At 41.4% G+C, this 278-nt stretch carries 1 pseudogene; it reads right to left on the reverse strand.

Going from position 1 to position 278, the window contains the following annotated elements:
* Nucleotides 1–278: pseudogene (locus N482_RS25540) on the reverse strand (IS4 family transposase); the annotation flags it as partial.

Raw genomic sequence — 278 nt, forward strand, 5'->3', positions numbered from 1 at the left:
CTCTAGGCAGTGAGGTAAAAACGGTTTTATCTTTTCCGTCAATTTGTACGTAACCGCTCTAACTTGCCACTTGTTTGGTAAATCCGAGTTTTTCTTTTTGGCCTAAGGGGATACGTGCGTTTCGATAAGCTTGTCGTTACTGTCATGTTCATCAAGCAAGGTGTTTTTCAGGCCTTTACGAGCAGGTATCAGCCAGCGGCAATTATCTCCCAGTGGGTTGATAAAAAATAATAAATCTGCGCCATAGAACCCTTTATCTAATAGTGTCACTGAGTTAT

Source organism: Pseudoalteromonas luteoviolacea NCIMB 1942 (assembly GCF_001625595.1).
Classification (GTDB): domain Bacteria; phylum Pseudomonadota; class Gammaproteobacteria; order Enterobacterales; family Alteromonadaceae; genus Pseudoalteromonas; species Pseudoalteromonas luteoviolacea_A.